The 26,768-nt window shown below is 66.6% G+C and carries 20 protein-coding genes and 2 pseudogenes; 17 read left to right on the plus strand and 5 right to left on the minus strand.

Annotated features, from left to right (window positions below; all coding sequences use genetic code 11):
- The first annotated feature begins 107 nt into the window (after positions 1 to 107).
- The 5 genes from hrpA to AVCA_RS07460 are packed head-to-tail and all read left to right on the plus strand — an operon-like array spanning position 108 to position 6,511.
- On the plus strand, positions 108 to 4,232 hold the full coding sequence (gene hrpA / locus AVCA_RS07440) for an ATP-dependent RNA helicase HrpA (RefSeq protein WP_012700257.1): 4,125 nt from the start codon (positions 108 to 110) through the stop codon (positions 4,230 to 4,232).
- Between the two features lie 27 nt (positions 4,233 to 4,259).
- On the plus strand, positions 4,260 to 4,538 hold the full coding sequence (locus tag AVCA_RS07445) for a type II toxin-antitoxin system prevent-host-death family antitoxin (protein ID WP_072432612.1): 279 nt from the start codon (positions 4,260 to 4,262) through the stop codon (positions 4,536 to 4,538).
- Positions 4,539 to 4,540: 2 nt separating this feature from the next.
- The gene (locus AVCA_RS07450; RefSeq protein WP_175555961.1) at positions 4,541 to 4,795 is read left to right on the plus strand and encodes a Txe/YoeB family addiction module toxin; all 255 of its coding nucleotides are present in this window, start codon (positions 4,541 to 4,543) and stop codon (positions 4,793 to 4,795) included.
- Positions 4,796 to 4,845: 50 nt separating this feature from the next.
- Positions 4,846 to 5,259: a MarR family winged helix-turn-helix transcriptional regulator gene (locus AVCA_RS07455; RefSeq protein ID WP_041807078.1), complete on the plus strand. Its 414-nt coding sequence runs from the start codon at positions 4,846 to 4,848 to the stop codon at positions 5,257 to 5,259.
- A gap of 55 nt (positions 5,260 to 5,314) precedes the next feature.
- Complete coding sequence (locus AVCA_RS07460; protein WP_085930866.1) at positions 5,315 to 6,511, plus strand: MFS transporter; 1,197 nt, start codon at positions 5,315 to 5,317, stop codon at positions 6,509 to 6,511.
- A gap of 319 nt (positions 6,512 to 6,830) precedes the next feature.
- On the opposite strand, the gene AVCA_RS07465 is transcribed toward AVCA_RS07460, so the two are convergent.
- Positions 6,831 to 7,199: a hypothetical protein gene (locus AVCA_RS07465; protein ID WP_012700263.1), complete on the minus strand. Its 369-nt coding sequence runs from the start codon at positions 7,197 to 7,199 to the stop codon at positions 6,831 to 6,833.
- A gap of 161 nt (positions 7,200 to 7,360) precedes the next feature.
- Between AVCA_RS07465 and AVCA_RS07470 the strand changes: the two genes are divergently transcribed.
- Both AVCA_RS07470 and AVCA_RS07475 read left to right on the plus strand, forming a co-directional pair.
- Positions 7,361 to 7,828, plus strand: coding sequence for an SIMPL domain-containing protein (locus AVCA_RS07470; RefSeq protein WP_236616359.1), 468 nt, complete (start codon positions 7,361 to 7,363; stop codon positions 7,826 to 7,828).
- 242 nt (positions 7,829 to 8,070) lie between these two features.
- Positions 8,071 to 8,628 carry a hypothetical protein gene (locus AVCA_RS07475; RefSeq protein ID WP_231876248.1) on the plus strand — a complete coding sequence of 186 codons (558 nt, stop codon included), beginning with the start codon at positions 8,071 to 8,073 and terminating at the stop codon, positions 8,626 to 8,628.
- A gap of 66 nt (positions 8,629 to 8,694) precedes the next feature.
- Here the strand turns inward: AVCA_RS07475 and AVCA_RS07480 are convergent, their stop codons facing one another.
- Together AVCA_RS07480 and AVCA_RS07485 are read right to left on the minus strand one after the other, a co-directional pair.
- On the minus strand, positions 8,695 to 9,924 hold the full coding sequence (locus tag AVCA_RS07480) for an MFS transporter (protein WP_012700266.1): 1,230 nt from the start codon (positions 9,922 to 9,924) through the stop codon (positions 8,695 to 8,697).
- Positions 9,925 to 10,396: 472 nt separating this feature from the next.
- Positions 10,397 to 11,413 (minus strand): AraC family transcriptional regulator, encoded by a 1,017-nt coding sequence (locus AVCA_RS07485; RefSeq protein ID WP_012700267.1) that lies wholly within the window; start codon positions 11,411 to 11,413, stop codon positions 10,397 to 10,399.
- Between the two features lie 201 nt (positions 11,414 to 11,614).
- On the opposite strand from AVCA_RS07485, the gene bktB reads away from it, so the two are divergent.
- The 9 genes and pseudogenes from bktB to AVCA_RS26725 form a co-directional block, all read left to right on the plus strand.
- Entirely contained in the window at positions 11,615 to 12,808 is a 1,194-nt protein-coding gene (bktB, locus tag AVCA_RS07490; protein WP_012700268.1) for a beta-ketothiolase BktB, read from the plus strand.
- Positions 12,809 to 12,937: 129 nt separating this feature from the next.
- Positions 12,938 to 15,070, plus strand: a complete 2,133-nt coding sequence (fadB, locus tag AVCA_RS07495) for a fatty acid oxidation complex subunit alpha FadB (RefSeq protein WP_012700269.1) — start codon at positions 12,938 to 12,940, stop codon at positions 15,068 to 15,070.
- 111 nt (positions 15,071 to 15,181) lie between these two features.
- On the plus strand, positions 15,182 to 16,957 hold the full coding sequence (locus AVCA_RS07500; protein WP_041807081.1) for an acyl-CoA dehydrogenase: 1,776 nt from the start codon (positions 15,182 to 15,184) through the stop codon (positions 16,955 to 16,957).
- Between the two features lie 94 nt (positions 16,958 to 17,051).
- Positions 17,052 to 17,801, plus strand: a complete 750-nt coding sequence (locus AVCA_RS07505) for an electron transfer flavoprotein subunit beta/FixA family protein (RefSeq protein ID WP_012700271.1) — start codon at positions 17,052 to 17,054, stop codon at positions 17,799 to 17,801.
- On the plus strand, positions 17,801 to 18,730 hold the full coding sequence (locus AVCA_RS07510; protein WP_012700272.1) for an electron transfer flavoprotein subunit alpha/FixB family protein: 930 nt from the start codon (positions 17,801 to 17,803) through the stop codon (positions 18,728 to 18,730). Before AVCA_RS07505 ends, AVCA_RS07510 begins: the two co-directional genes overlap by 1 nt.
- Positions 18,731 to 18,935: 205 nt before the next feature.
- Complete coding sequence (locus tag AVCA_RS07515; protein ID WP_012700273.1) at positions 18,936 to 20,585, plus strand: electron transfer flavoprotein-ubiquinone oxidoreductase; 1,650 nt, start codon at positions 18,936 to 18,938, stop codon at positions 20,583 to 20,585.
- A gap of 101 nt (positions 20,586 to 20,686) precedes the next feature.
- On the plus strand, positions 20,687 to 22,183 hold the full coding sequence (locus AVCA_RS07520) for an acetyl-CoA hydrolase/transferase family protein (RefSeq protein ID WP_012700274.1): 1,497 nt from the start codon (positions 20,687 to 20,689) through the stop codon (positions 22,181 to 22,183).
- Between the two features lie 293 nt (positions 22,184 to 22,476).
- Positions 22,477 to 22,656, plus strand: a pseudogene (locus AVCA_RS26720) (transposase); the annotation flags it as partial.
- A pseudogene (locus AVCA_RS26725) lies at positions 22,619 to 22,900 on the plus strand (IS3 family transposase); the annotation flags it as partial. The pseudogenes AVCA_RS26720 and AVCA_RS26725, both read left to right, overlap by 38 nt.
- A gap of 296 nt (positions 22,901 to 23,196) precedes the next feature.
- Here the strand turns inward: AVCA_RS26725 and AVCA_RS07530 are convergent.
- Positions 23,197 to 24,126, minus strand: coding sequence for an SDR family NAD(P)-dependent oxidoreductase (locus tag AVCA_RS07530; protein ID WP_012700276.1), 930 nt, complete (start codon positions 24,124 to 24,126; stop codon positions 23,197 to 23,199).
- Positions 24,127 to 24,215: 89 nt separating this feature from the next.
- On the opposite strand from AVCA_RS07530, the gene AVCA_RS07535 reads away from it, so the two are divergent.
- Positions 24,216 to 25,070: a LysR family transcriptional regulator gene (locus tag AVCA_RS07535; RefSeq protein ID WP_175556049.1), complete on the plus strand. Its 855-nt coding sequence runs from the start codon at positions 24,216 to 24,218 to the stop codon at positions 25,068 to 25,070.
- A gap of 793 nt (positions 25,071 to 25,863) precedes the next feature.
- Here the strand turns inward: AVCA_RS07535 and AVCA_RS07550 are convergent.
- The gene (locus tag AVCA_RS07550) at positions 25,864 to 26,655 is read right to left on the minus strand and encodes an SDR family NAD(P)-dependent oxidoreductase (protein ID WP_004543221.1); all 792 of its coding nucleotides are present in this window, start codon (positions 26,653 to 26,655) and stop codon (positions 25,864 to 25,866) included.
- Positions 26,656 to 26,768 lie beyond the last annotated feature (113 nt).

Consider the following 26,768-nt stretch of genomic DNA (forward strand, 5'->3'; position numbering starts at 1 on the left):
GTGAACAGCGAAACGGGAAAGGCGCCTTTCCCGCCGAACCCGGAACGACTCCCGCCGGCCAAATCTGCGACAATCGCGGCTTTTCAGCGAATCGCCAACGGCTGTCCATGACCGACGCAATGCCCGCTTTCGACTCTCTCCTGAACAACCTCGACCACGCCCTGATCGCCGATCGTCACCGCCTGCGCCGCCAGCTCCACGAACTGCGCAAGAAGCCGGGGACGCCCCAGTCCGACGAGGCGAGGCTGGCGCACTGGCTGGAGCGCTTCCAGGCCTCCTGCGCCAGGGTCGAGGCGCGGCGGGCCAGCGTGCCGGCGCTGCGCTACGACGACCAGTTGCCCATCGCCGCCAAGCGCGAGGAGATCAAGGCGGCGCTTGAGAAACATCAAGTGCTGGTGATCGCCGGCGAGACCGGCTCGGGCAAGACCACCCAGTTGCCGAAGATCTGTCTGGAGATCGGTCGCGGTGCGCACGGGCTGATCGGCCACACCCAGCCCCGGCGCCTGGCGGCGCGCAGCGTGGCGACCCGGGTGGCGGAGGAGATCGGCTCGCCGCTGGGCGAACTGGTCGGCTATCAGGTGCGCTTCGAGGACCAATCCAACGAGCGCAGCCTGATCAAGCTGATGACCGATGGCATCCTGCTCGCCGAGACCCAGCACGATCGCTACCTGGAGCGCTACGACACCATCATCGTCGACGAGGCCCATGAGCGCAGCCTGAACATCGACTTCCTGCTCGGCTACCTGAAGACCCTGTTGCCGCGCCGGCCCGACCTCAAGGTCATCATCACTTCGGCGACCATCGATCTGGAGCGTTTCTCCAGGCACTTCAACGCTGCGCCCATCGTCGAGGTGTCCGGGCGCACCTACCCGGTGGAAACCTGGTATCGCCCGCTGGCCGCCGAGGTTGACGAGGAGGGCAACCGGGTCGAGGACGACCTGAGCGTCGACCAGGGCATCCTCGCCGCCCTCGACGAGATCGCCGCCCACGAGCGCTCGGTCGGCAAGCGTCCCGGCGACGTGCTGGTGTTCCTGCCCGGCGAGCGCGAGATCCGCGACTGCGCCGAGGTACTGCGCAAGGCCAACCTGAAACACACCGAGGTCCTGCCGCTCTACGCTCGCCTGACCCCGGCCGAGCAGCAGAAGATCTTCCGCCCGGCGGCCGGGCGCAAGATCGTCCTGGCGACCAACGTCGCCGAGACCTCGCTTACCGTGCCGGGCATCCGCTACGTGATCGATAGCGGCACGGCGCGGATCAGCCGCTACAGCTACCGGGCCAAGGTCCAGCGTCTGCCCATCGAGGCCGTCTCCCAGGCCAGCGCCAACCAGCGCAAGGGCCGTTGCGGGCGGGTGGAGCCGGGCATTTGCGTGCGCCTTTACAGCGAGGAGGATTTCCTCGCCCGTCCGGAGTTCACCGATCCGGAAATCCTGCGTACCAACCTCGCCGCGGTGATCCTGCAGATGCTCCACCTGCGCCTGGGCAGCATCGAGGATTTCCCCTTCATCGAGCCGCCGGACGGCAAGGCGATCAGCGACGGCTTCAACTTGCTGCAGGAGCTGTCCGCGGTCACCCGCGAAGGCCAGCTCACTCCGCTCGGCCGTCAACTGGCGCGCCTGCCGGTGGACCCGCGCCTGGGCCGCATGCTGCTGGAGGCCGCCCGCCTGGGCAGCCTGGAAGAGGTACTGATCGTCGCCAGCGCGCTGTCCGTGCAGGACGTGCGCGAGCGCCCGGCGGAACGCCAGCAGGCCGCCGACCAGGCCCATGCCCAGTGGAAGGACCCGGATTCCGACTTCGCCGCGCTGATCAACCTCTGGCGCGGCTTCGAGGAGCAGCGCCAGGCGCTGGGCTCCAACGCCCTGCGTACCTGGTGCCGGAAGAATTTCCTCAACTACCTGCGCCTGCGCGAATGGCGCGACGCCCACCGTCAGCTCGCGCTGATCGTGCGTGAACTCAAGCTCGGCATGGGCCAAGCGGTGGATGGCTCCGGCCATCCACCCTACGCAAAATCCGACTCCCGTAGGGTGGACAACGCCGAAGGCTTTTCCACCGGACAGGGCCGTAGGGTGGACAACGGCGAAGCCTTGGCCAGCGAAGTGCCCGCCCCGACTACCGACAACAAGGTCAACGCCATCGTTCGCCAGCAGGCCGAGGCCAGCGAGGCCGCGCAGAAGGTCAGGAACTACTCCGCCGTGCACAAGGCCATCCTCTCCGGCCTGCTCAGCCAGATCGGCCAGAAGACCGAGGAGGGCGACTACCTCGGCGCCCGCCAGCGGCGGTTCTGGATTCACCCCTCCAGCGTGATCGGCCGCAAGAAGCCGGCCTGGGTGATGGCCGCCGAGCTGGTCGAGACCACCAAGCTGTTCGCGCGCATGGTGGCGAAAATCGAGCCGGACTGGATCGAGCCGCTGGCCGGCCATCTGCTCAAGAAGAACCATTTCGAACCGCACTGGGAGAAGAAGCGCGGCCAGGTCGTCGCCTTCGAGCAGATCACCCTCTACGGGCTGATCGTGGTCGGTCGCCGTCCGGTGCACTACGGGCCGGTCGATCCGCAGGTTTCCCGCGAGCTGTTCATCCGCGAGGGGCTGGTGCGCGGCGAGATCGCCAGCCGCGCCAGGTGCCTGAGCGCCAATCGGGAACTGCTGGAGTTGCTCGACGAACTGGAGGCCAAGGCGCGCCGGCGCGACATCCTCGCCGACGAGGAAACCCTGTTCGCCTACTACGAGGCGCGCCTGCCGGCGGACATCTGCCAGACCGCGAGTTTCGACGACTGGTACCGGCGCGAGAGCGCGAAGGACCCGCAGCTTCTGATGATGCGCGAGGAGGACGTGCTGGCCCGCGACGCAAGCGAGGTCACCGCCGCGCAATACCCCGACAGCCTGCGCCTCGGCGAGCTGCAATTGCCGCTGACCTACCATTTCGAGCCGGGCCATCCCCGCGATGGGGTGACCGTCCGCGTGCCGGCGCCGCTGTTGCCGCAACTGCCGGCCGAACGTCTCGACTGGCTGGTGCCGGGCCTCCTGGAGGCCAAGTGCGTGGCCCTGGTGCGCAACCTGCCCAAGGCGATCCGCAAGAACTTCGTGCCGGTACCGGACTTCGTCAAGGCGGCGCTGGCCAGGATGGCCTTCGCCGAAGGCGCCTTGCCCGAGGCGCTGGGCCGCGAGCTCACGCGCATGACCGGCGCCCGCGTGCCCGAGGAGGCCTGGGTGGAGGCCGCCGTCCAGCTCGAGAATCACCTGAAGATGAACATCGAGGTGGTCGATGCGCGCGGCAAGTTCCTCGGCGAGGGCCGCGACCTGGCCGAACTGACCGCCCGCTTCGCCGAGGCCAGCCAGGCGGCCCTGGCCATCCCGCAACGCAAGGCCGACGCCGCGCCGGTCGAGGCCAAAGGCTTCGCCCCGCTGGCGGAAAAGACCCAGCAGAAGATCGCCGGCCTCTCCATGACGGTGTTCCCGGCGCTGGTGGAAGAGGCCGGCACGGTGAAGGAGAACCGCTTCCCGACCCAGGCCGAGGCCGACTTCCAGCACCGCCGCGCCCTGCAACGCCTGCTCCTGCAGCAACTGGCCGAACCGGCCAAGCAGTTGCGCGGCAAGCTGCCAGGACTCACCGAGCTCAGCCTGCTGTACCGCGACATGGGCAAGCCGGACGCCCTGGTCGAGGACATTCTTCTGGCCAGCCTCGACGCCAGCATCCTCGACGGCGAGCCGCAACTGCCCCGCGACGGTGCCGCGCTGGCCGCGCTGGCCGAGCGCAAGCGCGGCGCCTGGGCCGAACAGGCCGGCCGCCTGGCGAAGCTGGTGCTGGACATCCTCAAGCTGCGCCACGACCTGCAGAAGCGTTTCAAGGGGCGCATCGACCTGGCCCAGGCCGTTGCCCTCAACGACATCAAGGCCCAACTCGCCCGGCTCGTCTTCCCCGGCTTCGTCCGCGACACGCCGGCCGACTGGCTGCGCGAGTATCCCCGCTACCTCAAGGCCATCGAGCAGCGCCTCGACAAGGTCGGCGGCCAGCTCCAGCGCGACCGCGTCTGGAGTGGCGAACTCGCCGCCCTCTGGGAGCAATATCAGGCCCGCGCCGCCAAGCACGCCCAGGAGGGCAAGCGCGACCCCGAGCTGACCCTGTATCGCTGGATGCTGGAGGAATACCGGGTATCGCTGTTCGCCCAGCAACTGGGGACCAGGATGCCGGTGTCGGACAAGCGGCTGAGCAAGCAATGGGCGGCGGTGGAAACCTGAGCCGGAACATTTTCCGGTTCTCGGCTCATACGGGGTGGAAAATCGCGCAGCCAAACTATCAACTACACCACGGCCCGCCAGCATCTGGCGGAAACCATGGAGCGGGTGAACGACGACCGCGCGCCCATCCTGATCACCCGGCAGAAAGGAGAGCCGGTCGTCATGATGTCCCTGGCCGATTACAACGCTTTCGAAGAGACGGCCTATCTGCTGCGTTCGCCCGCCAATGCCGAACGACTGATCCGCTCGATCGCCAATCTGCGGGCAGGGAAGGCGGAGCCGCGAACGCTCGTCGACGAAGATTGACGCTGAATATTCTCTTCACGCCCGAGGTTTGGGACGACTATCTGTGGTTCCAGCAGAACGACAAGGCCGGGCTGAAACGGATCAACCTGCTGATCCGGGAGGCGCAACGCGATCCTTTCGGTGGCCTGGGCAAACCGGAACCTTTGAAACACGACCTCAGTGGTTTCTGGTCGCGTCGCGTCAGCGAGGAACATCGATTGGTCTACAAGGTGAACGGCGATGCCCCGCAGATCGTGATGTGCCGTTATCGCTACTGATTTTTTGCCGTAGTTGACGGTCCGCCGCTCCGGGTATATACCCTTATCCCATGCTTCCGACACCCTGCCTCTGCACCAAGCTCCGCCGGGCCACGCGCAGCGTGAACCGGCTGTACGACGATGCTCTCGCCGGCGTCGGGCTGAATGCCGCGCAATATGCGTTGTTGCGCAACCTCGAACGGCTGCGGCGGCCGAGCATCACGGAACTGGCCGAGGCGATGGGGCTGGATCGCAGCACCCTCGGGCGCAATCTGCGGGTGCTGGAGGGCAAGGGGTTGTTGGCGCTGGAGGGCGGCGAGGATCAGCGTAACCGGCTGGTGTCTCTGACCGCGGCGGGCAGGGCTTGCCTCGACGAGGCGAGACCTGCCTGGGAGCAGGTGCAGGAGCGGCTCGGGCAGCGCCTCGGAGCGCAGAAGCGCAACGCCTTGCTGGCGCTGCTGGACGAACTGGAAAGTCTCGGCTGATTTTTTCACGGATAAGCGGGTATATACCCATAAAGGATATTTCATGACTTCGACGATGTGGCGCACCAGTGGCTGGGTCCTGCTGGGTGCCTCGCTGATCCTGGCCCTGTCGCTGGGCGTGCGCCATGGCTTCGGCCTATTCCTGGCGCCGATGAGCGGCGAGTTCGGCTGGGGGCGGGAGGTGTTCGCCTTCGCCATCGCCCTGCAGAACCTGATCTGGGGACTGACGCAGCCCTTCACCGGGGCGCTGGCCGACCGCTACGGCGCGGCGCGGGCGGTGGTCGTCGGCGGGCTGCTCTATGCGCTGGGGCTGGTGCTGATGGCGCTGGCCGATTCGCTCTGGACGCTATCGCTGAGCGCGGGACTGCTGATCGGCGTCGGCCTGTCCGGCACCTCCTTCTCGGTGATCCTCGGCGTGGTCGGGCGTGCCGCGCCGGCGGAGAAACGCAGCATGGCGATGGGCATCGCCGCGGCCGCCGGTTCCTTCGGCCAGTTCGCCATGCTGCCCGGCACCCTCGGCCTGATCGGCTGGCTCGGCTGGTCGTCGGCGCTGCTGGCGCTGGGGCTGCTGGTCGCCCTGATCGTGCCGCTGGTGGGATTGCTGAAGGATCGCCCGCAGCCGCCGCAGGCTCACGAGCAAAGCCTGGGCGAGGCATTGCGCGAGGCGGCCGGTCACGGCGGATTCTGGCTGCTGGCGCTGGGTTTCTTCGTCTGTGGCTTCCAGGTGGTGTTCATCGGTGTGCACCTGCCGGCCTATCTGGTGGACCGGCACCTGCCGGCCCAGGTCGGCACCACGGTGCTGGCGCTGGTGGGGCTGTTCAACGTGTTCGGCACCTATCTCGCCGGTTGGCTCGGCGGGCGCCATGCCAAGCCGCCGCTGCTGAGCGTGCTCTATCTGCTGCGCGCCGTGGTGATCGTCGCCTTCGTCTACCTGCCGCTCAGCGAGTGGAGCGCCTATGCCTTCGGCATGGCCATGGGCCTGTTGTGGCTGTCCACGGTGCCCTTGACCAACGGCACCGTGGCGACCCTGTTCGGCGTGCGCAACCTGTCGATGCTCGGCGGCATCGTGTTCCTCTTCCATCAGCTCGGCGCCTTTCTCGGCGGCTGGCTGGGCGGCTGGCTCTACGACCGTACGGGCAGCTACGAGCTGGTCTGGCAGATCTCCATCGCCCTCAGCCTGGTGGCCGCGCTGCTCAACTGGCCGGTGCGCGAACAGCCGGTGGCGCGCCTGCGCGCGGCCGAGGCGGGATGAGCGGCTGGCCGGTGCGTCTGGCGGCCGTCGCAGTGCTCGGCCTGTTGGCGCTCCTCGCCTGGTGGGGCTGGCGACAGGGCGGGCTGGCCCTGTTGCAGTTGGGGATGGGCGTTTGCTGAAGCAAGGAGGATCGCTCCTCCGGCCCGCTGCTTTCCGATAGCCGGGACTACCTTCCGTCGCATGGCTTTCCGTCCATATCCGCTGAGCGAACTTGTTCGCGATGCCCCCGCCTGGGGCGCTCCCCATCGCGGATGAGTCCGCTCCCGCGCTCCGGCACGCGTCCCGGTCGGCCAGCGTGCCGCTCGTCCATCATCGTTTCCTACCTTCCGAGCCGTCCCAGCGCCATCCAGGCCAGAGCCGGATAGCAGGCGTAGTGCAGGCCGAACAGCATCAGCCCGACCGGGCCGTGTTCGTACTGCTGCTCCATCATGCCCAGCAGGCCGAGATAGAGCACGCCGAGGCCTAGGCCGTAGTACAGGACGATGCGCCGGCGCTCTTCGGGCCAGGGCGCGCGGCGGTTTCGCCAGACGAAGACCAGAGCCATGCCGGCGGCGATCAGGCCGGCGATCAGCAGGGTGGCGAGCAGGCCGCCGACCTTGACGAAGGTGCGCAGCAGCAAGTTGAGCAGGATGCTCGCCAGCATGCCGCCGAGGGCATAGTGGCCGGGCCGTGGGGCGGGAATGGGCATGGGAAGGTGCCGTCCGTAGGAAAGCGGGGTGCTGCACCATAATCCAGCGCCAAAGCCCGCGACAAGCGCTCCGCTGCCCGCCCTGGCATGGACTAGCCTGTTCGGAAACCCCCGGGAGGATAGCCATGGACAGCACAATACGTACTGGATGGATTCCTGCCTTGATCATCGGTAGTACCCTGGTCTTTTCCGGTTGGGCGGTGGGGCAGGGAGTGGAAGGCTTTCGCGCGGTGGACCGTGCGGTGACGGTGAATGGACTCACAAATCTGGATGTGAAGAACGATTTCGCGGTCTGGACGCTGGCCTTTCGGCGAGGCAGCGACAAGTTCGCCGAGGTGCGGCGGAGTCTGAATCTGGATCGCGACCGGATCGTGGTCTTCCTGCGCGAAAAGGGCTTCAGGGCCGACGAGATCGAGGTCCATCCGCTGCAGGTCGAGGATCTGCCGGGCCACGAAGCCTCGTCGCAGCAGGCGGGACAGCGTTTCAACGGCCAGGGCCGGGTGCTGGTGAAGACGGCGCGGGTCGATGCGGTGGCGCGGGTGGCCGGCCAGATCGATCCGCTGATCGCGGCGGGCATCCAGTTCGAATCCGAGCCGAGGCCCGCGCCGGCGGCGGCTTCGACGCGCTGAGGCCGGGCGCCGTCGGGCGGTCCCGGCTGTCCGGGCGACGGGCGCGCGGAGCGGTTTTCCCGCCCGGCGCACTTGCCATTCGGCCCGCCCCCTCGTGGCGCAACTCCTCGTGCCTCGATGGCCAGCTCTAAATCGCCGGTTTCCCGCACAGCCAAGGCCGTTTCCGCTTGTGCACACTTTCATTTCCTTCGTTTGCCCGATGCTGCCAGTGCTATCGAGACGCAATATTCGGGTGATTGAAAATGAAGGGGTTGATGACAACGGGCTCCGGCTCGTTCGGGCGTTTTCGGGGAGATGGCCGTGGCGCCCGTGTGTGTACTGGATGGGCTCCGGCGCTGATCGTCGGTAGTGTCCTGGTCTTTTCCGGTTGGGCGATGGGGCAGGGCGTGGAAGGCTTTCGCACGGGAGACGCTGCGGTGACGGTGGATGGACTCACCGACCTGGGCGTGACGGGCGATTTCGCGGTCTGGACGCTGGCCTTTCGGCGCAGCAGCGACAAGTTCGACGAAGTGAAACGGGATCTGAACCTGGATCGCGACCGGATCGTGGTCTTCCTGCGCGAGAAGGGCTTCCGGCCCTACGAGATCGAGGTTCATCCGCTGCAGGCTCCGGAGCCGCCGGGGCACGAAGCTGCGTTGCGGGAGACGGGAATGCGTTTCGACGGCCAGGGCCGGGTGCTGGTGAAGACGGAACGGGTCGATGCGCTGGCGCGGGTGGCCGGCCAGATCGATCCGCTGATCGGGGCGGGCATCCAGTTCGAAGCCGAGCCCGGGCTCGCGGCCGCGGTCTTGACGAGGTAGGGCGGGCGGCGAAGTGCGCCGGGGATGCCCGGGTGCCCCTCGGCCGCCCGGGCACGCGGAAGCGGGTCAGTGTTCCGTCACTGCCTGCCCGGCTGGCGCGCTTTGCGCCGGGTTGCCTTGCAGCTTCCAGGCCTGGAAGAAGATCAGCAGACCGAGGATCGCGGTGACCGCGCCGACATAGCCGGTGACGGTCCAGCCGAGGCCGGCGCTGATGGCCAGGCCGCCGAGCCAGGGGCCGAGGGCGTTGGCGATGTTGAAGGCGGCGTGGTTGGAGGCGGCGGCCAGGGTCTGCGCCTCGGTGGCCACATCCATCAGGTGGGTCTGCAGCGGCGGCGACAGGGCGACCATGGTGCCCACGGCGAAGATCGCCGGCAGGATGGTCCAGAGCGAGTGGACCGACATCGGAAAGAGCAGCAGTACCGCGGTGCTCCACAGCAGCACCAGGGCGACGGACTTGAATTTCAGCCGGTCGAACAGCCAGCCGCCGGCTATGTTGCCGACGATGGTACCGAGGCCGAAGGCGGCCAGGCCGAACGGAATCCAGTTTTCGTGCACCCCGGTCACTTCCAGCAGGGTCGGCGCCAGGTAGCTGAACACGCAGAACATGCCGGCGAAACCGATCGCGCTGATGGCCAGCGCCAGCCACACCTGGGGCTGGTTGAAGGCGCGGAGTTCGCGTATCGGGTTGCTGGTTTCCTCATGACGGCTCACCGGCAGGTAGATGAACACCAGGGCCACGGTGAGCAGGGCGATGGCGCCGACCAGGGCGAAGGCGCTGCGCCAGCTCAGCCATTGACCGAGCCAGGTGGCCAGCGGGTTGCCGACCAGAATGGCAACGGTCAGGCCCGTCATCACCCGGCTGACCGCGTTGGCGCGTTTGTCCGGCGGTGCCATGGAGGCGGCCACCAGCGAAGCGACGCCGAAGTAGGCGCCATGGGGCAGGCCGGCGATGAAACGATAAAGCATCAGGGCGTGATAATCCGATGCCAGGGCGCTGGCGAAGTTGCCGGCGGCGAAGAACAGCATCAGCAGCATCAGCAGGATGCGGCGTGGCAGGCGGGCGCCGAGGATCGCCAGCAGCGGCGCGCCGACCACCACGCCCAGGGCGTAGGTGCTGATCACATGCCCCACCTGGGGCTCGCTGATGTTCAGATCCTGGGCCACGTTCGGCATCAGGCCCATGATGGTGAACTCGCCGGTGCCGATACCGAAACCGCCCATCGCCAGGGCCAGTTCGATCAATAGGATTGCGCGAGCGGAAAGCTGCGGCGTGCCCGCTGGAGCGTGCTCGGTCATGTGAACCTCGAATAAAAGTGGGATCGCAAGGCAGGGGAGGGAAGAAAGCCTCTCCATTATTCCCCTATCGACGACTTGAGAAAACCGCTGTAGCCGCTCAAGGACGCGCTTTCAGAGAGATGGCCGGTTTGTCGGGGCCCGGCCGTGGCCGGTGGTTCGCGCAGGGCGTGCCCGCATTCCCGGGCGGATGGCGAAAATGACCCTGGAGGCGGCGCCAGCCGTGCCTTCGGCGACTTTCGGGCAAAGCGGCGAGTGGAACCCGACGGGTGGCGAGTATGGATCGCACGGGGGCGCGAGTGCCTCCGAGGAGCCCCGAATCGGGTAGTCCTTGCGCAGGGTTACTCCATGGCAATGAAAATAAATTTCTATTCAAACTATTTTGGAATCAATTATTTAGCCGCATTTCCGACGGCGGGACCGTCGTCCCGTACCGGCCGGAGAGGCGCCTGGCGGGAATTCTTGACATAAAAAGTTACATTTTTCGGGCCGCGTCCCGGTAGGTCTTGGGTAGCTCGCCAGTCCACTGCTTGAACGCCCGGGTGAACGCGGACGGCTCGGAAAAGCCCAACTGCCGGGCGACCTGGCTGATCGGCATGGAAGGCTGGGTCAGGTAGTGGATGGCCATGTCGCGGCGCATGCCGTCCTTGATGCCCTGGAAGCTGCTGCCTTCGGCGCTGAGCCGGCGGCGCAGGGTGCGTTCGGTCAGGTGCAGGGCGGCGGCGGTGCTCTGGATGGTCGCGCCGGCCAGGTCGCCGGATCTTTCCAGATGATCGCGTACCCGCCGGGTATACACGGGGTAGTAGGCGGGCCGGGTGAACCAGTCGATCGGCGCCCGCCGCAGGTGGGTGGCCAGGGCCTCGGGGGTCTGCACCACCGGGGCGTCGAGCATGCGTGCCTCGAACACCAGGCTGTTGGTCGGCTGCTCGAAGCGCGCCGGGCAGGGGAACATCAGGCGGTACTCGGCCAGATGCTCGGGGGCCGCGTGGTCGAAGGTGGCGTACTTCAGCGGAATCCGCTGGCCGATCAGCCAACTGGGAAAGCGGTGCCAGAGCAGCAGCAGGAATTCCCGCAGCAGGTAGTCCGGGTCCTGGGACGGATCGGTCAGGGCCATCGAGAAGCGGGCCTCGTCGCCTTCGACCTGCAGTTCCATGCGCAGCGAGTCGTTCACCAGATTGTAGAAGTGGCCGAGTTTGTAATAGACCGAGCCCAGGGTGCGCGAGCGGACCACCTGCTTGGCCATCAGCGCGAAGATGCCCTGGCGGCAGCGTTGCGCGCCCATGCCGAGGAACTCGTCGTCGCCCAGGCGCCAGACGCCGCGCATCAGCCGGCTGAACTGGTCGGGGGTGATGCGCAGGTGCGGGTTGTCGAGCAGCCGGCGGCTGATGCCGGCTTCGGCGAGCAGCCTGTCCTCGTCGAGCCCGCGACGGCGCGCGGCGTTCATCAGCACCCGGGGGAAATGCATGGAGATGGAGTAGCGCTCGATGCTCATGGCCTGTCCCGCGAAGGTATTTCTCTGTGACCGGAGTCTATCGAAACGATCGGATCGGTGCTGTCCGTTAATGTCAATTCTGAGGCTGGATTCGTTATTGCCGGCGCTCGCTCATGGATGGAAGCTAACGACCATTCGCAGACCTCCGTCCGATCCCCTCGGAGGGCTGTCCGCTCCAGGCACATCCAAGGAAAACCATCCATGAGCGCACAAATACAAGAAGTGGTCATCGTCAGCGGGGTTCGCACGGCCATCGGCGGCTTCGGCGGCAGCCTGAAGAGCCACCGGCCCGGCGAACTGGGCGGCCTGCTGGTCGCCGAGGCGGTACGCCGGGCGGGCATCGATGCGGCCGGCATCGGCCATTGCGTGTTCGGCAACGTCATCCACAGCGAGCCGCGCGACATGTACATCAGCCGGGTGGCGGCGCTGCAGGGCGGCCTGTCCGTGGATACCCCGGCGCTGACCGTCAACCGCCTGTGCGGCAGCGGCCTGCAGGCCATCGTCAGCGCCGCCCAGCAGATCCAGCTCGGCCTGTGCGACGCGGCGGTGGCCGGCGGCGCCGAGTCGATGAGCCTGGCGCCCTACCACCTGCCCGCCGGGCGCTTCGGCCAGCGGATGGGCGACGGGGTGACCGTCGACCCGATGGTCGGCGCCCTGCAGTGCCCGATCAACCGCTACCACATGGGCGTGACCGCGGAGAACGTCGCCGAGCAGTACGGCATCACCCGCGAGCAGCAGGATGCGCTGGCCGTCGAGAGCCACAAGCGCGCCCAGCGCGCCGTCGAGCAGGGGTATTTCAAGGAGCAGATCCTGCCCATCGAGCTGAAGAGCCGCAAAGGCTCGACCTTCTTCGATACCGACGAGCACATCCGCTTCGACTGCACGCTCGGCGACCTCGAGCCGCTGAAGCCGGTGTTCAAGAAGGAGGGCGGCACGGTCACCGCCGGCAACGCCTCCGGGCTCAACGACGGCGCCGCCGCCCTGGTGCTGATGGCGCGCACCAGGGCCGAAGCCGAGGGTCGTCAGGTCCTGGCCCGATTGGTCGATTATGCGGTGGTCGGCGTCGAGCCGAGCATCATGGGCATCGGCCCGGTTCCGGCCATTCGCCAGTTGCTCGAACGCAACGGCCTGGGCGTCGGCGACATCGACGTCTTCGAGGTCAACGAGGCCTTCGCCGCCCAGGCGCTGGCCGTCGCCCAGCAACTGGAACTGCCCGCCGAGCGCCTCAACCCCAACGGCAGCGGCATCTCCATGGGCCATCCGATCGGCGCCACCGGCGCCATCATCACGGTGAAGGCGATCCACGAGCTGGCCCGCGTCCTGGGCCGCTACGCCATCGTCAGCCTGTGCATCGGCGGCGGCCAGGGCATCGCGGCGCTGCTGCGGCGCGACTGAGCGGCCCGGGCGCGGTCCGGCGCGGCCGCGCCCGCTTTCCGAATTTTTCGACCCGACCATCGCCCGCGCGGCGACGGTGCGGATGCGTGCGGCCCCGCGTGGCCGCTCAAGAACAACCTGGAGTTCACGATGTTCAACGGCAAGGCGATGCGCCTCAAGGCACTGGAGGCGGGGCTGGTCGAGCTGACCCTCGATCTGCAGGGCTCCTCCGTCAACAAGCTGGACCGGCCGACCCTGGACGAGCTGGCCGAAGTCGTCCGGCTGCTCGGTACCCGCGGCCACGAGATCGAGGGTCTGCTGATCGCCAGTGCCAAGCCGGCGTTCGTGGTCGGCGCCGACATCACCGAATTCACCGCGGCCTTCGCCCGTCCCGAGAGCGAGGTGGCGGACTGGATCGGCTACGGGCAGCGACTGTTCTCCGCCCTGGAGCGCCTGCCGTTCCCGAGCGTGGCGGCGGTGAACGGCCTGGCGCTGGGCGGCGGCTTCGAGCTGGCGCTGGCGGCCGATTTCCGGGTGCTGGCGGCGGATGCCAGGGTCGGCCTGCCGGAGGTGACCCTGGGCCTCTGTCCGGGTTGGGGCGGCACCGTTCGCCTGAGCCGGCTGATCGGCGCCGAGGCGGCGCTCGACTGGATGCTCGCCGGCAAGCCGCAGGCCGCGGCCAGGGCGCTGGAGCTGGGCGCCGTCGACCGGGTGGTGCTCGCCGCGGAGCTGCGCGATGTCGCGCTGAACCTGCTGCGCCTGGCCGCCAGTGGCGAGCTGTCGGGCGCCGCCGAGCGCTCCCGCAAGCAGCAGCCCCTCGGCGACAGTCAGGAACGCCTGGCCGCTCTCCGGCAACGCCTCGGCGGCAAGCTCGATGCCCGTTATCCAGCGCCGGCGGCGATCCTCGATGCGGTGATCCGCCATGCCGGGCTGCCGCTGGACGAGGCGCTGCGGGTCGAGGTGCGTACCTTCGGCGCGCTGGCCAAGTCGGATGTCGCCCGCGCGCTGATCGGCCTGTTCCTCGGCGAGCAACTGGTCAGGAAGAAGGCCAGGGCCTGGAGCGGCAAGGCCGAGCCGGTCCGCCGCAGCGCCGTGCTCGGCGCCGGCATCATGGGCGGCGGCGTGGCCTTCCAGTCGGCGTCCTCGGGCGTGCCCATCGTCATGAAAGACATCCGCGGCGAGGCGCTCGAACTGGGCCTGAAGACCGCCGGGCAACTGCTCGACCGGCAGATCGACAAGGGCCGCCTGGATGCCGCCGGCAAGCAGCGAGTGCTGGACAACATCCGGCCGGCGCTGGACTACGCGGGCTTCGGCGAAGTCGACCTGGTGGTCGAGGCGGTGGTCGAGAATCCCAGGGTCAAGGCCGCCGTGCTGGCCGAGGTGGAGGACCAGGTGGCGGCGAACGCGGTGCTGACCTCCAACACCTCGACCATCTCCATCGACCTGCTGGCGCGGGGCCTGAAGCGGCCGGAAGCCTTCTGCGGCATGCACTTCTTCAACCCGGTGCAACTGATGCAACTGGTCGAGGTGATCCGCGGCAGCCGCAGCAGCGAGGCGACCATCGCCCGCACCGTGGCCTACGCCAGCGCCATGGGCAAGACGCCCATCGTGGTCGGCGACTGTCCGGGCTTTCTGGTCAACCGGGTGCTCTTCCCCTATTTCAACGGCTTCAACCGCCTGCTCAGGGACGGCGTCGACTTCGAGCGCATCGACCGGGTCATGGAAGCCTTCGGCTGGCCGATGGGCCCGGCCTACCTGGCCGACGTGGTCGGCATCGACACCATGGTCCACGCCGACCATGTGCTGCAGGAGGGTTTCCCCGAGCGCATGGGCCACGACGGCGAGCCGATCATGGATGCGCTGCTGGCCAGCGGCGCGCTCGGCCAGAAGAACGGCCGGGGTTTCTACGAATACACCGTCGACGCCTCCGGACGGCGCGGCAAGCAGCCGGCCGCGGCGGCCCGCGCGTTGATCGCCGGGCGGGTGGTCGAGGCCGTGGAGGTTTCCGACGAGGAAATCGTCGACCGGCTGATGATCCCGCTGTGCCTGGAGGCGGTGCGCTGCCTGGAGGACGGCATCGTCGAGACGCCCGAGGAGATCGACATGGGGCTGCTGCTCGGCATCGGCTTCCCGCGCTTTCGCGGCGGCGCCCTGCGCTACATCGACACCCAGGGCCTGGCGGTCTTCGCCGCCAAGGCCGAGGCCCACGCCCGTCATGGCGGGCTCTACCGCCTGACCGAGGATTTCCGCGCCCGCCTGGCCGCCGGCCGGGGCTATTTCTGAAGCCCGTATACCGAAGGCGGCAGGCGTCGCCGTCGGTGGGTCATGGCCCCTGGTCCGACCCCGCCCGCGAAAACGCTGGCCGCCCGCTCACCGAACAAAGAGGAAACAATCATGAGTGACTACGTCCATCCCTACCGCGACACGGAATTCGTGCTGAACGAACTGGTCGAGCTGGAAGGCTTCTGCTCCGGGGCCGGCCTGAACGAGGTCAACGGCGAACTGGTTTCCGCCATTCTCGCCGAAGCCGGCCGGCTGGGCTCCGAGGTGCTGGCGCCGCTGAACGCCATCGGCGACACCCGGGGCGCGCGCCTGAGCGAGCGGGGCGTCGAGGAGACGCCCGGCTTCGCCGCCGCCTACCGGCAGTTCCAGGAAAGCGGCTGGCCGTCGCTGACCGCCGCCGAGGCCTGGGGCGGGCAGAACCTGCCGAATGTGGTGGGTACTGCCGTCAACGAGATCTGGCACTCGGCGAACCTGGCGTTCGCCCTTTGCCCGATGCTCACCCAGGGCGCTCTCGAGGCCATCGCCCATCATGCCTCGGCCGAGCTGCAGGCGGCCTACCTGCCGAAGCTGGTCAGCGGCGAGTGGACCGGCACCATGAACCTCACCGAGCCGGACGCCGGCTCGGACCTGGCGGCGATCAAGACCAGGGCCGTGCCCAATGGCGATCACTACCTGATCAGCGGGCAGAAGATCTTCATCACCTGGGGCGACCACCAGATGACCGACAACGTCATCCATCTGGTGCTGGCGCGGCTGCCGGACGCGCCCGCCGGGGTCAAGGGCATCTCGCTGTTCATCGTGCCCAAGTTCCTGCTCGACGCGCAGGGCAATCCGGGCGCGCGCAACGACGCCCAGTGCGTCTCCCTGGAGCACAAGCTGGGCATCCACGCCAGCCCGACCTGCGTGATGAGCTTCGGCGAGAAGGAGGGCGCCGTCGGCTATCTGGTCGGCGAGCCGCACAAGGGCCTGGCCTGCATGTTCACCATGATGAACCACGCCCGCCAGAGCGTCGGCCTGCAGGGCCTGTCGATCTCCGAGCGCGCCTACCAGCAGGCCCGCCAGTACGCCAGGGAGCGTCTGCAGGGCACCCGCAAGGACGGCAGCCGCTTCCCGATCATCGAGTTCCCCGACGTGCGCCGCATGCTGCTGCAGATGAAGGCCTCCATCGAGGCGATGCGCGCCCTGGCGCTGGTCGCCGCCGCCGAGGTCGACCGCGTGACTCACGCGCCGGACCCGGCGGCCGCCGCGCGCCACCAGGGCCGTGTGGATCTGCTGACGCCGATCGTCAAGGGCTGGCTGACCGAACTGGCCCAGGAGGTGACCTCCCTCGGCGTGCAGATCCACGGCGGCATGGGCTTCATCGAGGAAACCGGCGCCGCCCGCCACTACCGCGATGCGCGCATCCTGACCATCTACGAGGGCACCACTGGTATCCAGGCGCTCGACCTGGTCGGGCGCAAGACCCTGCTGAACAGGGGCGAACTGCTCGCCGGCCTGTTCGACGAGATCGGCGAGACCGTCGCCCGCCTGGAAAGCGCCGCGCCCTTCGCCGTTCAGGCCCGCGCCCTGGGCGAGGCGCTGGCCGCCGGCCGCGAGGCGCGTCGCCTGCTGCTCGAGGGGGCCGAGGGCGATGCCGCCCTGGCCGGCAGCGTCAGCGTGAACTTCCTGATGCTCTGCGGCTACCTGTGCGGCGGCTGGCTGATGGCCGGCTCGGCGCTGCGCGCCCAGGCGTTGCTGGAGGCTGGCGGCGACCGCGCCTTCCTCGAAGCCAAGCTGGTCAGCGCGCGCTTCTATAGCGAGCAGTTGCTGCCGCGTACCCAGTCCCTGCTGGCGGCGATCCGCGCCGGCAGCGGCAGCATCATGGCGCTGAGCGACGAACAGTTCTGATGCCGCGCCACGGGAACGGCGTCCCGCCGGGACGCCGCTGAACGACAACAAGAGAGAGGGCGGTCCCGAAGGCCGTCCCGCGGGGACTTGCGCAATGAAAGTACTGGTAACCGTCAAACGGGTGATCGACTACAACGTCAAGGTGCGGGTCAAGCCCGACCAGAGCGACGTCGACCTGGCCAACGTCAAGATGGCCATGAACCCCTTCTGCGAAATCGCCGTGGAAGCGGCCGTGCGCCTCAAGGAGGCCGGTCTCGCCAGCGAGATCGTCGCCGTCTCGGTGGGCCCGGCCGCCTGCCAGGAACAGCTCCGCACCGCCCTGGCCCTGGGCGCCGACCGCGGCATCCAGATCGACAGCGGCGAGGCGCCCGACCCCCTGGGGGTGGCCAAGCTGCTCGCCGCCGTGGTCGCGGCGGAGAAGCCCGACCTGGTGATCCTCGGCAAGCAGTCCATCGACGGCGACAACAACCAGACCGGGCAGATGCTCGCCGCCCTGCTGGACTGGCCGCAGGCCACCTTCGCCTCGGCGCTCGCCCTGGAGGCGGGCCGCCTGCGGGTCACCCGCGAGATCGACGGCGGCCTGCAGAGCCTGGAGCTGAACCTGCCGGCCATCGTCACCACCGACCTGCGCCTCAACGAGCCGCGCTACGCCTCGCTGCCGAACATCATGAAGGCCAAGAAGAAGCCGCTGGAGGTGAAGAGCCCCGTCGAGCTCGGCGTGACGCTCAAGGCCCATACCCGCCTGCTCAAGGTCGAGGCGCCGGCCGAGCGCCAGGGCGGGATCAAGGTCGGCAGCGTGAGCGAGCTGGTGGAAAAACTGAAGAGCGAAGCGAAGGTGATCTGATGGCCATTCTTGTCATTGCCGAACACGACAACCGCGCCCTCAAGGGCGCCACCCTGAACACCCTGGGCGCCGCGGCGCAACTAGGCGGCGAGCTGCATCTGTTGGTCGCCGGCTTTTCCTGCGCAGCCGTCGTCGCCCAGGCCGCCGCCATCCCTGGGGTGAGCAAGGTGCTGGTCGCCGATGCCGCCGTCTACGCGCACCAGTTGGCGGAAAACCTCTCCCGGCTGGTCGCGGGACTCGGGAAGGGCTATTCGCACCTGCTCGCGCCGGCCGGCTCGGCCGGCAAGAACCTGCTGCCGCGGGTCGCCGCGCTGCTCGACGTGGCCCAGTTCTCCGACATCGTCGGCGTCGTCTCGCCGAACACCTTCAAGCGGCCGATCTACGCCGGCAACGCCATCGCCACCGTACAGTCGCTGGACCCGATCGTGGTCGCCACGGTGCGCGCCAGCGCCTTCGACCCGCTGCCGGCCGAGGGCGGCAGCGCCGCCGTCGAGACCTTAGACGCCGCGCATGACGCCGGCACCTCGCGCTTCGTCGGCGAGGAACTGGCCAAGTCCGACCGCCCGGAACTGGGCAGCGCGCGCATCGTGGTATCGGGCGGTCGCGGGCTGGGCAGCGGCGAGAACTTCGCCCTGCTGGAAAAACTCGCCGACAAGCTGGGCGCGGCGGTCGGCGCCTCGCGGGCGGCGGTGGACGCCGGCTTCGTCGCCAACGACATGCAGGTGGGGCAGACCGGCAAGATCGTCGCGCCGGAGCTGTACATCGCGGTGGGTATCTCCGGGGCGATCCAGCACCTGGCGGGGATGAAGGATTCCAAGGTGATCGTGGCGATCAATAAGGACCCCGAGGCGCCGATCTTCCAGGTCGCCGACTACGGGCTGGTCGCCGACCTGTTCGAGGCGGTGCCCGAGCTGGAACGGGCCCTCTGAAGACGCAGCCAGATTCGACGGCGCGGGGCCGGCACGCTATCGCTCGGTGTGGGAGCGGATTCATCCGCGACCTGCCGAAGGCAGCCGGAGGCCTTGTGCCCACTCCAGTCGCGAATGCATCCGCTCCCACCGATGGCACGGCGAGGGGGTTGGTGCCGCGCCGTGGCCGTCGACTCACAACAACAAGATCGAGGAGGAACGCACCATGCGCGAAGCCATGGAATTCGACGTGGTCATCGTCGGCGCCGGCCCGGCGGGCCTGTCCGCCGCCTGCCGGCTGATGCAACTGGCCAACGAACAGGGCCGGCCGCTGGAAGTCTGCGTGGTGGAGAAGGGCTCCGAGGTCGGGGCGCACATCCTCTCCGGCGCGGTGTTCGAGTCCCGCGCCCTGGAAGAACTGTTTCCCGACTGGCGGGAACGCGGCGCACCGCTGCACACCCCGGTCAGCGCCGACGAGGTCTACCTGCTCAAGGACGCCGAACGGGCGCTGAAACTGCCCGACGCGCTGCTGCCGAAAAGCCTGCACAACGCCGGCAACCACATCGTCAGTCTCGGCAACCTGGTGCGCTGGCTGGGCGAGCAGGCCGAGGCGCTGGGCGTGCAGGTGTTCCCCGGCTTCGCCGTCGCGGAAGTGCTCCACGACGAGAACGGCCGGGTCAAGGGCGTGGTCACCGGCGACATGGGCGTGGCCGCCGACGGCAGCCACAAGGACGGCTTCATGCCGGGCATGGAACTGCACGCCCGCTACACCCTGTTCGCCGAGGGCTGCCGCGGCCACCTGGGCAAGCAACTGGTCGAACGCTTCGGACTGGCTGGGGACACCGACCCGCAGCACTACGGCCTGGGCATCAAGGAGCTGTGGGACATCGAGCCGTCCCGCCACCGGCCCGGGCTGGTGATCCACGGCGCCGGCTGGCCGCTGGACAAGGACAGCGGCGGCGGCTTCTTCCTCTACCACGCCGAGAACCACCAGGTGGTGGTCGGGCTGATCGTCGATTTGAACTACGCCAACCCCTGGCTGAGTCCCTTCGACGAGTTCCAGCGCCTCAAGCACCACCCCGTGCTGAAACAGTACCTGGAAGGCGGCAAGCGGGTGTCCTACGGGGCGCGGGCCATCGCCAAGGGCGGCTTCAACGCCCTGCCGGAGATGGCTTTTCCGGGCGGCCTGCTGCTCGGCTGCGATGCCGGGACCCTGAACGTGGCGAAGATCAAGGGCAGCCACACGGCGATGAAGTCGGGGCTGCTGGCGGCGGAGACGGTGTTCGCCGCGCTTCTGGAGGAACTGCCGGACAGCGCCTGGGCGCCGCGCTGGAAGGCGGCCTTCGAGGCTTCCTGGCTGCACGAGGAGCTGTACCGCTCACGCAACTTCGGCCCGGCGCTGCACCGGCTCGGGCCGCTGGCCGGCGGGGCGTTCAACGTCGTCGAACAGAATGTCTTCGCCGGCCGGCTGCCGTTCACCCTGCACGACCGCGAGGCCGACCACGCCCGGCTGCGCCCGGCGGCGGAGTGTCCGCCCATCGTCTACCCGAAGCCGGACGGGGTGCTGGGCTTCGACAGGCTCGGCTCGGTGTTCCTCTCCAACACCAACCACGAGGAGGATCAGCCCTGCCACCTGCGGCTGGCCGACCCGGCCATCCCGATCGGTCGCAACCTGCCGCTGTACGCCGAGCCGGCGCAGCGCTACTGCCCGGCGGGGGTGTACGAGGTGCTGGAGGAAGAGCAGGGCGGTCCGCGGCTGCAGATCAACGCGCAGAACTGCCTGCACTGCAAGACCTGCGACATCAAGGACCCGGCGCAGAACATCGTCTGGACGACGCCCGAGGGTGGTGGCGGACCCAATTATCCGAACATGTAGGACGTGTCGCCTTGCCTGACCGTTTCCGCGCGGCCATCCGGGCCTGGCCCGGTGCGGCCGGGCCCCTCCTTTCGAATAACTACAATCCTTCGAGGTTTCCCATGTATTCCGAGCGTATTCGCCTGGTTTCCCTGCACGACCGAATCATGAGCGCCGAGCAGGCGGCGGCCCTGATCGAGGACGGCATGACCGTCGGCATGAGCGGCTTCGGCGGAGCGGGCGACGCCAAGGCCATTCCGGCTGCGCTGGTCGAGCGGGCGGGGCGCGATCCTCTCAAGATCAACCTGATCACCGGCGCCAGCCTCGGCAAGGGACTGGACGGCCTGATGGCCGAGGCCGGGCTGCTCGCCCGGCGCATGCCTTTCCAGGGCGACCCCGTCCTGCGCCGGGCGATCAACGCCGGCGAGGTCGCGTTCATCGACCAGCATCTGTCGGAAGTCGTCGAGCAGATGCGCGACGGCCATATCCCGACGCCGGATGTCGCCGTGGTCGAAGCGGTGGCCATCACCGAGCGGGGGCACATAGTGCCGACCTCCTCGGTGGGCAATTCGGCCAGCCTGGCCCTGGCCGCGAAGCGGGTGATCGTCGAGCTCAATCTCGGCTGCAATCCGCTGCTGGAAGGGCTGCATGACATCCACGTCCCGGCGGATCGCCCGGATCGCCAGCCGATTCCCCTGGTCCGGGTCGACGATCGCATCGGCACGCCGGCCATCGAGATCGATCCGGCGAAGATCGCCGCCATCGTCATCTGCGATACGCCCGAGACGGCTTACCCGATGCTGCCGCCGGACGACGAGACCCAGGCCATCGCCAACCACCTGATCGGCTTCTTCGAGCGGGAGGTGGCGCGCGGGCGGCTGGCCGGCAACCTGGCGCCGCTGCAGGTCGGCGTCGGCTCCATCGCCAACGCGGTGATGCACGGCCTGATCGAGTCGTCGTTCAGCGATCTGACGCTGTATTCCGAGGTATTGCAGGATTCGGCCTTCGCGCTGTTCGACGCCGGCCGGCTGAGGTTCGCCTCCGGCTGTTCGATCACCCTGTCGGAAGACTGCGGCCGGCGTGTCTTCGCCGAGCTGGGCAAGTACCGGGAGCGTCTGGTCCTGCGCCCGCAGGAGATTTCCAACCATCCGGAAGTGGCCCGCCGCCTCGGCATCATCGGCATCAACACCGCCCTGGAGTTCGACATCTACGGCAACGTCAACTCCACTCACGTGGGCGGCACGCGGATGATGAACGGCATCGGCGGCTCCGGCGACTTCACCCGCAACGCGCGCCTGGCGATCTTCGTCACCAAGTCCATCGCCAAGGACGGGGCCATTTCCAGCGTGGTGCCGATGGTCAGCCACGTCGACCACACCGAGCACGATGTCGACATCCTGGTCACCGAGCAGGGCCTGGCCGACCTGCGCGGCCTGGCGCCGCGCGAACGGGCGCGGGCGATCATCGACAACTGCGTGCATCCGGACTACCACGCCGCGCTGGAGGACTACTTCGAGCGCGCCAGCCGGCGCGGCGGGCAGACTCCGCATCTCCTGGGCGAGGCGCTGTCCTGGCATCTCAACCTGGAAGAGCGCGGCCACATGCTGAAGGCCATCTGAGCCGGGCAAGCTTCCTCGCGACCGCCGAGTCGGCCGCGGCCCTCCGATCCTTCGGGGCCGCGATCGGCGCCGGTGTCTTTGACCGGATCGGGGCAACCCGATCCGGTTTTTTTCGTCCGCGATATCTCTGTGCGCCATTCGTCGCGTGAAGAGACCGCCTAGGGTTTTCCGGAGGTCGTTCGGTTTGAGTCACCTCGGCCTTGTATAGCTTGTTGATCTTGCCCTGCCTCAGTGGACACCCCGTTAAGCGATACACGGCAACGAGATCAACCATGGCAAGGCAGGCAAGCCCGATGAAACCAACCCGTACTCGCCACTCCCAAGCCTACAAGGGTGAGGCACTGGCCCTGGCCGAGCGGATTGGTGTCGGTAAGGCCGCCGAACAATTCGGCCTGCAGCCTTCCCAGCTCTACGGCTGGCGGAGCAAGCAACAGCAGAACCAGGCAGTACTGTTCGGCGGCTTACCAGAAGCTGATCCGTGCTCATCAGCTGCGCTGCAGCATGAGCGCGAAGGGCAACTGCTACGACAACGCCTGTGCCGAGAGCTTCTTCCACAGTCTGAAGGTTGAGTGCATCCATGGGGAACGCTTCGATACGCGTGCCCGGATGCGAGCAACCGTGTTCGAATACATCGAAGTCGACTACAACCGCCAGCGGCGCCACAGCACGCAGGGATACATCAGTCCGGAATTCTTCGAGCTCCGGATGAGTGCTTGAAACCGTGTCCACGACTGCTGGGTAGATCACGTTGCCCTGGTGCGTCACATGCACATAGGCCTGGCCGTCATCGGACGGTTGGGTACTTTCGGCGACGATCAGGCCGACACTGGCACGCTGCGCGTAGTAGGTGGCGGCTAGTTTGCCCGGCGTGCCATCGAACTGTGCACGGCTGCGGGTCATTCGGGGCCATCACCAGACGGTTTTGCAGGTGTAGCGGCCAAGGCGGACGGAATCGAATACGGTGGTCATGATGAAGTCCTCGGATGTGGTGTTTGGAAAAAAGCGTCTGTCTTCTATGGAGCCGTGTGCTGGATGCCTGTCCGGGCCGCCAATGCCTCGGACGCGGCCATGAACTTGCGGATGTGCGGCTCGGTCAGCCCGTTCGACGGCAGGATGGCCCGGCCTTTGCTATCGAACATCGCACCACTGTGGCCTTCGATGTCGGGCGTCAGCAGCAGCGGCGCGATGCGTTCGGCGTAGGCGTCGGCGGTAGGCGTGAACCAGCCGATCAGCGTCTCCATCACGCGCGACTTCAGCGAGTCCTTGCCGAGGAGGTTGTCGCGGATGTTGGTCTTGATAAGGCCAGGGTTCAGGCCGAAGAACGTGGCGTGCGGGTAACGCCGGGCCGAATCGAGCACCAGCATTTCGTTGCCGGCGACGGTGTTCATGTGCGCCGGCATCGCCTTGTAGGATTTCTCGGTGTTGAGGTCGTCCGGCGTGCCGATCTGGCCGCTGCCGGGGTAGCCCATCAGGAACACGCGCGGCTTCACGGACGACTTGGGACGCTGCGTGCCCAACCGCGGCGCGATGGCGCGCAGGATGACCAGTCGGCTCAAGTAGCTGACGGCCAGGTCGCGCTCGATGCCTTCCGCCGTTTCCTGGCGTTGCGGGGCGGCGAAGATGCCGGTGGTGAAGATCACCATATCCAGCGTCCCCGCAGGCAACAGCGTGGCGGCACGCTGCGCTTCATTCATCAGGCTCAGGTCGGCTTGGATGAATGTGATTCTGGGTGTACCCGCATCGCGGAAGTTCTGCCCGACGACGATGACGTTGGCGCCGAGCGAAGCCAGATGCCGGCTCAAGGCGCGGCCAATACCGCCAGTGCCGCCGACGACGGCGATCTGCAAGTCCTCAACATCCAACGCCGAGGCATCGTTGCGATGCCATGTCACGCGCTTGTTCCGCTTCATGATGATTCCCTTGATTTCGATTGAGGGAATCATCGTCTGCTTCTCACTCTGGATAAATATGGTATTTTGGAGAGCTTTGGTCCGATATTGGAGCAATCGGTGTGGATGACTACCTGAAAGACATGGCCTTGTTCGTCGAAGTCGTCAAAGCCAAAGGCTTCCGCAGTGCGGCAGATGCGCTGGGCATGCCAAACTCGACGTTGTCGCGGCGAATCAGCGAACTGGAGAAGTCGATCGGACTGCGCTTGTTGCATCGCACGACGCGCAAGATCGAGTTGACCGAGGCCGGGCAGATTTATTTCGAGAGGTGCAAGCGCATCGTCGATGAGGCCCGCCTGGCGCACGAGCATTTGGGTGAAATGCTGGCCCAGCCCAGCGGCGTGCTGCGTGCGTCGCTACCGGTGGATTTCGCCGTGACCTATCTGGCACCGCTGATTGCCGAGTTCGCCAGCCTTTATCCCGGCATCATCTTCGACTTCGATCTGACTCCGCGCCGGGTCGATCTGGTCAGCGAACCCTTCGACGTGGCAATCCGCATGGGTGAGTCCGAGAACTCGCAACTGATCGCACGCACCTTGGCTACGCTCACGCCGTACCTGTATGCCTCGCCCGGCTACCTTGAGCGCTCGGGTGAGCCGAGCAAACCTGCCGAGCTGGAACGGCATGAGTGCTTCAACATCCTGCGGGCGGGTACGTGGACACTTCACGATGACAAGAAAACCGCCACGGTGTCGGTCGGCGGTCGCTTCTCGCTCAACAGCGTCGGTATGCTCCGCCGCCTGGCAACGCTCGACATGGGCATCATTCTGCTGCCGGAAGAAATCGTTGCCGATGAACTGGTGAGCGGGAAGCTGCGGCGCATCATGCCCCAATGGCACGGCACGCCGCAGCCGGTCTATGCCATGACCGAAACCCGCCTGCTGCCGGCGAAGACGCAACGCTTCATCGAATTCCTGCGCGAACGCTTGGGACGATAGGGCTTGTCTCGAAGCCGATGTGACTCGATCCTGTATGACCTTTTCGGGCCGGCACTCAGGCGGCGCTTTTATCCAACAGCACTGCCACCCAGTAGGCACCGGGGCGTTCGCGAGGGACTTCGCCAGCAAGACTCATGCTCTGACCGATACGTTGGGGCTGCCGATTCGTTTCGTTCTGACGCCAGGCCTCCCACATGGGACGGTGCGATGGAGATGAATGACAAACTCGCCTTTACGCATATCTGCGGTACGAATGGTCTCTCTGTCGTGCCAATTATTGGTACGACGTTCAAGGGCATATTCGAACAAAAAGCTCCAACTGCAATGTTCGACTGCGACCTATCCGTGAGGGAGCATAAGAGCTGCGGGGGTAAGTTTGTACTCAACTTCGAGCGGGTCGCTGAGCTAACTTGGCGCGACGATACAGGCAATTTGCTAGATTGCTCGACGTTCAAGACTTGCCTCACTACGACTTCGCGCTCACATGGACTGATCGTTCAGCCGAGGCTGAAGAATCATCCATCCGTTGCTTTTTTGACCGAGACTTCGCTTGTCGTCTTTCGTACCGTTACATGCTTCGATGAGGTAGGCGAGCCACATCTCACCCATCCCATTGGTAGAGAAAGTACGGACCCATCTGACGAAAATCCCGGCCAACGGCATTAGTCTATCTGTGATCGAGGAGGGCACCATTGGCGCCCATGCCCGCTCGCTCGGTGCAGCGAGCCTGCCGCTGTCGGCCCGCTTCCTGCTCGCCTTGCAGACGTTCACCTCTGTCGGCGTCGAATGAGGATCAGACCGTCTTGAGCATTCCACCATCGACGAAGTAGGTTGATCCGACTGAGTAGCTTGCCCGCTCCGAACACAAGAAAACGAAGAAGTCCGCCACTTCGGCTGGATTAGCAAAGCGTTTGATATCGGCACTTTCGGCTGCAATTCTGTCGAGATAGGCCTGCCATTCCCCATCTGTCGTTGCTGTTAGCTCCTTGGCCGTTTTGATCCAGTCAGGTGTCAGGACAAGCCCTGGGTTGACGGTGTTTACGCGAATGTTGTCTTTGATCAACTCTGTCGCGAGGTTCTTGGAGAACATCATCAACGCAGCCTTGGTCACGTTATAGATCGGCTCGTAGCCGAGTGGCTGTACCGCACAGATCGAGGCATTGTGCAAGATCACCCCGCCGCCGCGCATCTTCATGCCTGGAGCGAGCCCTCGCGCTAGCCGGACGGCGGCCATGACGTGCAGGTCCCAGTAATGCTGCCACTTCTCGTCAGGCGCTTGCATCACAGTTTCATTGCTGCCAGTGCCAGCATTGTTAATCAGAATATCGGCACCGCCGAAACGATCCGTTACGGCGGCAATTAGTGTCTCGACACCCTCCTTGGACGAAACGTCACAGGCCACGCCTAGCGTCTCGACTCCATATGTATCGGCAATACGTGCGGCTTCGACGATAACACGGTCGGCACCACGGGCGCTTAGCACCACGCGTACGCCTTCGGTTGCCAACCCCTCGGCCACCGTGAGGCCGATGCCCGTACTGCTGCCAGTGATAACGGCCACTTTGTTTTTCAGGCCAAGATCCATTTCGATTCTCCTTGGGTGTTAGCGGTCCTGCATGGACCATTTGTCAAAATGCTTGCTCCTATGAATAATTCATTCATAGTGAATTAATGCTATTTTCGATTGGTTCACATTGT

The sequence above is a fragment of the Azotobacter vinelandii CA genome, from assembly GCF_000380335.1.
GTDB classification, from domain to species: domain Bacteria; phylum Pseudomonadota; class Gammaproteobacteria; order Pseudomonadales; family Pseudomonadaceae; genus Azotobacter; species Azotobacter vinelandii.

Coding starts and splice junctions, on each gene's coding strand:
- hrpA (WP_012700257.1), top strand. CDS start 108: ATGACCGACGCAATGCCCGCTTTCGACTCTCTCCTGAACAACCTCGAC.
- AVCA_RS07455 (WP_041807078.1), top strand. CDS start 4,846: ATGCTTCCGACACCCTGCCTCTGCACCAAGCTCCGCCGGGCCACGCGC.
- AVCA_RS07460 (WP_085930866.1), top strand. CDS start 5,315: ATGTGGCGCACCAGTGGCTGGGTCCTGCTGGGTGCCTCGCTGATCCTG.
- AVCA_RS07465 (WP_012700263.1), bottom strand. CDS start 7,199: ATGCCCATTCCCGCCCCACGGCCCGGCCACTATGCCCTCGGCGGCATG.
- AVCA_RS07475 (WP_231876248.1), top strand. CDS start 8,071: ATGAAGGGGTTGATGACAACGGGCTCCGGCTCGTTCGGGCGTTTTCGG.
- AVCA_RS07480 (WP_012700266.1), bottom strand. CDS start 9,924: ATGACCGAGCACGCTCCAGCGGGCACGCCGCAGCTTTCCGCTCGCGCA.
- AVCA_RS07485 (WP_012700267.1), bottom strand. CDS start 11,413: ATGAGCATCGAGCGCTACTCCATCTCCATGCATTTCCCCCGGGTGCTG.
- bktB (WP_012700268.1), top strand. CDS start 11,615: ATGAGCGCACAAATACAAGAAGTGGTCATCGTCAGCGGGGTTCGCACG.
- fadB (WP_012700269.1), top strand. CDS start 12,938: ATGTTCAACGGCAAGGCGATGCGCCTCAAGGCACTGGAGGCGGGGCTG.
- AVCA_RS07500 (WP_041807081.1), top strand. CDS start 15,182: ATGAGTGACTACGTCCATCCCTACCGCGACACGGAATTCGTGCTGAAC.
- AVCA_RS07505 (WP_012700271.1), top strand. CDS start 17,052: ATGAAAGTACTGGTAACCGTCAAACGGGTGATCGACTACAACGTCAAG.
- AVCA_RS07510 (WP_012700272.1), top strand. CDS start 17,801: ATGGCCATTCTTGTCATTGCCGAACACGACAACCGCGCCCTCAAGGGC.
- AVCA_RS07515 (WP_012700273.1), top strand. CDS start 18,936: ATGCGCGAAGCCATGGAATTCGACGTGGTCATCGTCGGCGCCGGCCCG.
- AVCA_RS07520 (WP_012700274.1), top strand. CDS start 20,687: ATGTATTCCGAGCGTATTCGCCTGGTTTCCCTGCACGACCGAATCATG.
- AVCA_RS07530 (WP_012700276.1), bottom strand. CDS start 24,126: ATGATTCCCTCAATCGAAATCAAGGGAATCATCATGAAGCGGAACAAG.
- AVCA_RS07535 (WP_175556049.1), top strand. CDS start 24,216: ATGGCCTTGTTCGTCGAAGTCGTCAAAGCCAAAGGCTTCCGCAGTGCG.
- AVCA_RS07550 (WP_004543221.1), bottom strand. CDS start 26,655: ATGGATCTTGGCCTGAAAAACAAAGTGGCCGTTATCACTGGCAGCAGT.